Below are 7,175 nucleotides of genomic sequence, written 5' to 3'. Positions count from 1 at the left end.
ACGCCAGCTTGTCCCCGCACCTGTGGTGCTAGTGAACCCGGGCGCCCCCCCCCCGCCGTCACCCCCCCCCCCCCCCGGCCCCACGGGCCCGGTCGTCGCGCGTTGCCCGCACCCTTTCCTTCCGGGAACTCCCGCCCCTGCGTGGTACGTTGATCTGGTACCAGAACGTTGTACGAGTGATCGATCGTTGTCCGTGCGAGGCATCCCCCCACCGCCTTCCGCAGGAGGAAACCGTGAAGCTGGTCATCTTCGGCGCCAACGGCCCGACCGGCAGACTGGCCACAGAACAGGCACTCACCGAAGGGCATACCGTCACGGCCGTCACTCGCCGACCCGACGAATTCCCGCTGAGCGACGCCCGGTTAGATGTCGAGGGCGCGGACGTCCACGACGCCGCCGCGGTGGACCGTCTGGTGGCCGGGCAGGACGCCGTGGTCTCCACGCTCGGCCTGCCGTACACGAAAGAGCCCGTGACCGTCTATTCCGACGGCATGGCGAACATGCTCAAGGCGATGGAGTTCCACGGCGTCCGGCGCCTGGTCTGTGTGAGCTCGATCGGCGTCACCCCCGAGCACGCGCCGGGCGAGTCCTTCACCTTCCGCAAAGTGATCGCGCCCATGCTCCTGAAGATGGGCCGCACCCTCTACGAGGACATGGGCCGCATGGAGGAACTCGTGCGCGCCAGCGGCCTGGACTGGACGATCATCCGCCCGGCCGGCCTCTTCGACACCACGGACCCGACCGAGTACATCGTCGGGAAGCCGCGCACGCCCGGCCGGTTCACCGCCCGCAAGGACCTCGCGGACGCGCTGGTGCGCTCGGCGGTCGACCACCGCGACGCCGACGAGATCGTCGAGGTCATCACGACGAAGGGCGTGCCCAGTTACGCCAGTGTCTTCGTGAAGGAAGCCCTGCACATCGGCAAGAAGGGCTGACCTCAGGCCGGAGCCCGGTCCCTCGCTGGAGGGACCGGGCTCCGGTGCGTTCCGTACGAGGTGCTCCGGTGCGTCAGTACGAGATCAGGTTGAGCCCCATGGACATGCCCCCGCCGAACGCCGCGAGGAGCACCAGGTCGCCCGCCGCCACGGCGCCCGAGCGGCTCAGGTGGTCCAGGGTGATGGGCACCGATGCGGCACCGGTGTTGGCGTACCGGGTGACGGTGCTGGCCACCCGGTCCTCGGGGATGTCCAGGCGGCGGGCGAGCGATTCCATGATCCGGCCGTTGGCCTGGTGCGGCACGAAGTGCGCTATGTCGCCGGGTTGTACGCCGTTGTCCGCGAGGAACTTCCGGATGCCGGGAACCACCACGCTGTCGATGAACTCGGTCACGCCGCGACCGTCCATCGTGAAGTGGTGCAGCCCCTCGCGCAGCGTCTCCTCCGTCGTCGGAAGGCGGCTCCCGCCGGCGCGGACCTGGATGAGCTCACGTGCCGAGCCGAAGCCGTCGAGGCGGGTGGAGAGCAGCCGGGCGGGGGCGCCGGGGCCCAGGACGACGGCACCGGCTCCGTCGCCGAACAGCAGGACGGTGCGCCGGTCGGTGGGGTCGAGGATCCGTGAGTAGACGTCGGCACCGACGACCACCGCGTAGCCGTCGTCGGCGCCCGCGAGGAGTCGTTCGGTCACCGACAGCGCGAAAGTGAAGCCGCTGCACACGGTGTTGACGTCGAAGGCCGCGGTTCCGTGTCCTGCCCCGAGCTCGTCCGCGACCACGGATGCCGTCGGCGGCTGCGGGTAGTCCGGCGTGGAGGTGGCCACGACGACGGCACTCAGCCGGGAGGCGCTGATGCCGGCCTGCTCAAGAGCCTGCCGGGCGGCGGCGACCGCGAGGTCCGATGTCGCCTCCTCCGGCTTGGCCCAACGCCGTTCGCGGATCATCGTCTTGCGCCAGATCGCCTCCTCGGACACCCCGATCAGCTCGCTGATGTCCTTGTTGTCGATGACCCGGCTCGGCACATAGGAGCCCGTGCCGAGGATGCCGGGACTCCCGGTGACCGCACCACATGTGATCATGATCTGCTCCGTAGTCGTCCTGATGTCACACATCAGAACAGTCGGCGCTCGCGTCACGGTCCAGCGAAGCTCTACGGATCTGTCAGGTGGTGGGCCGCCGAGCGATCAATTTCAGCTGATCATGGAGTGCGGTCGATCTGCGCCTGGAGCCCGTCGAGGGCGTACCGCAGACCCAGGTGGAAGTTCTGCTCCCAGTCGTCGTCGAGCAGGTACTCATGGCCCGCGAGCGTCGGATAGGAGTCCCGGTGGCGGCGCAACTGCTCCTGGGCCGCGACCCGTTCACTGTCGGACCAGCTCAGGCTCGACTGACTGGACGTGGATCCCTGGAGGTGGCTGTAGAGCAGCCAGCAGGCGGCCGTGACGGCCTTGCCCCGGAAGCCGACGCGGACCAGGGAGGCCTGCAGGAACTCCATCCAGGCGAGGAAGTTGGGTCCGATCGCGGGCCGTTGACGCAGCGGCAGGGCGGCTGACCAGGGGTGGCGCAGGAGCATGGCCCGGCAGTCCGTGAGCAGTGCGACGATGTCCTCCCGCCAGTCTCCGGAGACCTTGTCGGGCAGCGATGTCTCGCCAAAGATGGCATCGATCGCCAGGTCGATCACGTCACCCTTGGTCTTGATGTGCCAATACAGCGTCGTGGTGCCGACGCCGAGACGCTCTGCGAGGTGACGCATGGTCAGCCGGTCCATGCCCTCCTCGTCGAGGAGCGCGACCGCCCCCTCGGTGATGCGCTCCAGGGTCAGCGGCGGCACCGAGCGCGGTACCGGCGGGCGCAGCCAGACACTGCTCGCGACGTCCGCACCGGTCGAATTGCTCCCCCGTGGCTTGTTCACGACGATGCCACCAGCCTTTCCGGCTCTCGTGCTCTCTGCCCGACCATGGTAGTACGTTGATCCATGCGATCGAGCGTTGTACGGGTACCAGAACATTGTTCGGGCAGGAGGAGAGTGTGAAGCTCGTGGTGCTCGGCGCCAACGGAGCCACTGGACGTCTGGTCGTTTCGATGGCCGTCGCGGCGGGCCACTCGGTCACGGCCATCGCCCGGCGGCCCAAGGAGTTCCCGTTCTTCGACCGGGAACTGCAGGTGGCCGAGGTCGACGTTCGGGACGCGGAAGCGGTGGACTGGGTCGTGGCGGGCCATGACGCGGTCGTCTCGGTCATCGGCGTACCCCCGACCAGGAGGCCCGTCACCGTCTACTCGGAGAGCGCCGGCAACATCGTCAACTCGATGACCACGCACGGGATGCGGCGCCTGGTGTGCGTCAGCTCCGCCGGCCTCGACCGGGCCGCGAGATCCACCTGCACGCTGTCGCGCCGGGAGGCGCACCGCCGCCTCTTCCAGGCACGGATGCTCGGCGTGCACAGGGACATGGGGCGCATGGAGAGCATCGTCAGGAGCAGCGCGCTCGACTGGACGATCGTGCGGCCAGGACGCCTCTGGGGCGCGGGCCGCACCGACTACCGGACCTCCCCGCACGCCCTGCCCGGCGCCCGGACGTCCCGCGGGGACCTCGCCGATCTTCTCCTGCGTCAGACGGCGCAGGACGGCCCGGCGGGCACGACCGTGTACGTCTCGTCCGGCGACCGCTGCTGATTCCCCGTCAGCACGTCGCCCGACCAGGCCTGAAGTCGCATTCCCCGGGATCGCCCTGATTCTTTCGGTTCGACTGCGCCTTCTGCAAGGGCCCCGCACTTTCATCTCGCCCTTCCGGCGATTCGTCCGCCGGCGCCGGTGCTTTGTGCGTCGCATTTGTGGTGCCGGTGTCGACTCCGCGACAGTGAAGCACCCGTGAAATGTCGTCAACGTGGCCGATAATAGTCCGTCACGTTCGACGGTATGCCCCTGTTCCCGACGTTGCGTTCTGCCACTTCAGTGAGTGAGGTGACAGATGTCAATCACAACCGTGGAGGAATGCTCCGAGGCGCCATAACATCATGTCCGCTTTGGCGAGTTTTGCGGCCGCCGAGGGGAGGGGGGAGCTCGGACACGTGGTGGCGCGGGTCGTACGCGACTAATACGCGTCGCCACGAAGGTGCACAGGGAAACGGCACGAGCCATTCGAGGGCATTTGCTTGCCTGACGGGAGTCGTATGTTCGGGGGTATCCTGTGACTGCAGCGCCTTTGCCGCTGACCACCACACAAACGGAAGCAAGGGGAGCGAATAGATTCCTTGACGAAAGTGTCAGCGATGATGTGCTCCAGGAAATTTCGAGATCCCTATTTGCGTCGCTGCCCCGCACCGATCAGCGCAATAAGGGCGTTGCGTATGTGAAGGGCCTGCTCAAGGTCACCGGACGGAAATCCATCAGGAACATCGCGAATCTCGTGGGCGGTCGGGCGACCGATCAGAGTTTGCATCACTTCATCAGCGAATCGACCTGGGACTGGATGCCGGTACGCCAGGCCCTGTCCCGGTATCTGGTGCCGCGCCTCCCCGTGGAGGCCTGGGTGGTGCAGAACACCGTGATCCGCAAGGCAGGACAGCACTCCGTAGGCGTCGACCGCCGGTTCGTGCCGGCCGAGGGCCGGGTGCTCAACGCCCAGCAGGCGGTCAGTGTCTGGGCCGCGTCGGGCGGGCGCAGCAGTCCGGTCGACTGGGGCCTCCATCTCCCCCGGGTCTGGATAGACGACGGATCGCGCCGCAGCCGCGCCTCCATACCGGACACCGCCGAAGAGGAACCGCTGACCGACCGGGCCGCCAATCTCTGTGTCGACATGATGACGGAGTGGGCCATGCCGGTGCGCCCGGTGGTCCTGGACGCACGCGCCATGTACGTCCCGACCATCGTGAACCGGCTCGGCCGGCGGGGCATCCCCATGATGGCGCGCATCGACGAGTCGGTGCCGCTGGTCGTCACCGACCCGGCGCTCACCGGTCACCACGGCTCCGCGAAGATGCAGGCGTGGGAGGTGGCGCGGGCGTCCAACGGCTTCCGGCACCCCGTCCGTTGGCACCAGCCCGGTGTGAGCGGCGGCTTATGGACCGGGCAGCTGGCCACCGTGACGGTGAAGCTGCCCTCCGGGCGACCGGGCATCCTGCGGTCGGGAACGGGACGGCCGCTGACCCTGGTCGCCCTCTCCAGGCGGGGCAGGCCGCAGGACGCGCCGCAGCTCTGGCTCACCGATCTGACGCGCGTCAAGCCGACCGTGCTGCTCACCCTGTGCACGCTGCTCGACCGCGTCGAGGACGACTATCTGCAGGTGTCCAAGGCCGTGGGCATCGAGGACTACGTGGGCCGGTCCTTCGAGGGGTGGCACCGGCACATGACCCTGGCATCGGCCGCGCACGCGATCACCGTGCTGACCGCGGCGGCCGCATCGGGCGGGCAGGCGACGACCGGGACGCGGCTCGGCACCTGACGAAGTGCTGAGCGGCGTGTTGTCGCCTTCCTTGCGCCCATAACAGGATCAGTGCCATCGCAGGATCAGCTCCGTCGAACGATCCGCCGCAGCACAGCATTCCGGGGGCGCCGACACCCCCGCTCCGTGACCCGCCCAAGGCGGCCGGAGCGGGGGCGGTGTCCACGCCCCGGCCAGGCCCGCGCACGGCGCTCCGTGCTGCCGCGTCCGCCCACCCATCCGCGTGACACATCTGCGCACCGGTCATCCCCTCAGGAGAGATCAGTGGACAACCCCGTGCTCGAATTCGGACCGAAGCAGGCCGGCCAGCAGCCGCGGTGGGACGACGAGGAGGCCGTACGACGGGTACGGCAGCGCCTCCGGGACGCTCCCGGCCTGGTCGGATCCGACGACGTACACGCACTGCGTTCGGCCCTGGCCCAAGTCGCCTCCGGCGCCGCCCATGTGGTGCAGGCGGGGGACTGCGCGGAGGATCCCGACGAGTGCACCGCGGCCCATGTCGCCCGCAAGGTGGGCCTGATCGATCTGCTCGCGGACGAGATGAAGGCGGCCACGCACCGCCCGGTGGTCCGCGTGGGGAGGATGGCGGGGCAGTTCGGCAAGCCCCGCTCGAAGCCGACGGAATGGGTCGGCGACGTGGAACTCCCCGTCTACAGAGGGCACTTGGTCAACGGTCCCGAGCCGAACCCGCGGGCAAGGCGGCCGGATCCGCTGCGCATGGAGCGGTGCTACCGCGCGTCCGACGAGGTCCTTCGCCACCTCGGCTGGCGCCGCCGCCCCGAGGAGTTACCGGTCGAGCCGCCCGTCTGGACCAGCCATGAGGCACTCGTACTCGACTATGAAGTCCCCTTGCTGCGTACGGATTCCACGGGCGCGCTCTATCTGGCCTCCACGCACTGGCCGTGGATCGGCGACCGCACCCGTCAGGTCGACGGGGCGCACGTCGCCCTGCTCTCCGCGGTGGCCAACCCCGTCGCCTGCAAGGTCGGCCCGGGCATGACCGCGGATGAACTGCTCGCGCTGTGCGAGCGGTTGGACCCGGACCGGGTGCCGGGCAGGCTCACCCTGATCGCCCGGATGGGCGCCCAGCTCGCCGCCCGGGGTCTTCCGCCGCTGGTGTCGGCGGTGCGCACCGCCGGGCACCCCGTCATCTGGCTCTGCGACCCCATGCACGCCAACACCGTCACCACCCCGGCCGGACGCAAGACGCGGTACGTGGAGTGGATCGCGCAGGAGGTGCGGGACTTCCGGGCGGCGGTCCTGGCGGCCTGCGGTGTCGCCGGCGGGCTGCACCTGGAGACCACGCCGGACGACGTGACCGAGTGCGCCCCGAATCCGTCGGCCGCCGATCAGGTGCACGAGACGTACACGAGTCTGTGCGACCCGCGGCTCCGCCCGGATCAGGCGGTGTCCGTCGTCGGGGCCTGGAACGACTAGGCCCCAGGCCTCAGGGCCACGGCGTGAGCCAACACCCCTACGGACCAAGGAGAATCCACATGGAAAGCAAGGTCGCTCTGGTCACCGGAGCAGCGGGAGGTATCGGCAGCGCGGTGGCCCGTGCGCTCGCCGAGGACGGCATGGCGGTGGCCGCCGTGGACCGGGACGCCGAGGGGCTCGACAACGTCGTGCGGAAGCTGACCGCCGACGGACTTGTCGCCGAGGCGTTCCCGGCCGACATCACCGACCGGGCCGAGGGGGGGCCCCGGGGGGGCCGGGGGGGGGGGCGGCGGGGCCCCCGGGGCCACCCCCGCCACCGCGGTCTTATAAACAAAAGAAGCCGCCGCCCCCCAAGGCAATGTATTTATA

The 7,175-nt window shown here is 69.1% G+C and carries 7 protein-coding genes; 5 read left to right on the top strand and 2 right to left on the bottom strand.

All coding sequences use genetic code 11. The annotated features are described in order from the left end of the window. The first annotated feature begins 233 nt into the window (after nt 1–233). The gene (locus ACFWY6_RS37765; protein WP_384700292.1) at nt 234–935 is read left to right on the top strand and encodes an NAD(P)-dependent oxidoreductase; all 702 of its coding nucleotides are present in this window, start codon (nt 234–236) and stop codon (nt 933–935) included. A gap of 73 nt (nt 936–1,008) precedes the next feature. On the opposite strand, the gene ACFWY6_RS37760 is transcribed toward ACFWY6_RS37765, so the two are convergent. Together ACFWY6_RS37760 and ACFWY6_RS37755 are read right to left on the bottom strand one after the other, a co-directional pair. Beyond that, entirely contained in the window at nt 1,009–2,010 is a 1,002-nt protein-coding gene (locus tag ACFWY6_RS37760; RefSeq protein WP_384700290.1) for a 3-oxoacyl-ACP synthase III family protein, read from the bottom strand. 119 nt (nt 2,011–2,129) lie between these two features. Then, complete coding sequence (locus ACFWY6_RS37755) at nt 2,130–2,840, bottom strand: TetR/AcrR family transcriptional regulator (RefSeq protein ID WP_384700288.1); 711 nt, start codon at nt 2,838–2,840, stop codon at nt 2,130–2,132. Between the two features lie 116 nt (nt 2,841–2,956). Here ACFWY6_RS37755 and ACFWY6_RS37750 point away from each other — a divergent pair, with 116 nt between their 5' ends. From ACFWY6_RS37750 to ACFWY6_RS37735, 4 genes are all read left to right on the top strand, one after another. Next, on the top strand, nt 2,957–3,601 hold the full coding sequence (locus tag ACFWY6_RS37750) for an NAD(P)-dependent oxidoreductase (RefSeq protein ID WP_384700286.1): 645 nt from the start codon (nt 2,957–2,959) through the stop codon (nt 3,599–3,601). Between the two features lie 514 nt (nt 3,602–4,115). Then, nucleotides 4,116–5,369, top strand: coding sequence for an IS701 family transposase (locus ACFWY6_RS37745; protein WP_384700284.1), 1,254 nt, complete (start codon nt 4,116–4,118; stop codon nt 5,367–5,369). 264 nt (nt 5,370–5,633) lie between these two features. Then, a complete protein-coding gene (locus ACFWY6_RS37740) occupies nt 5,634–6,806 on the top strand; it encodes a 3-deoxy-7-phosphoheptulonate synthase (RefSeq protein WP_384700282.1) in 1,173 nt (390 codons plus the stop codon). 59 nt (nt 6,807–6,865) lie between these two features. Beyond that, the coding region (locus tag ACFWY6_RS37735; protein WP_384700280.1) for an SDR family NAD(P)-dependent oxidoreductase at nt 6,866–7,175 on the top strand (310 nt) is incomplete at its 3' end.

The sequence above is a fragment of the Streptomyces sp. NPDC059037 genome (assembly GCF_042740015.1).
Taxonomy (GTDB): domain Bacteria; phylum Actinomycetota; class Actinomycetes; order Streptomycetales; family Streptomycetaceae; genus Streptomyces.
This window is presented reverse-complemented; position numbering and strand designations above follow the sequence as displayed.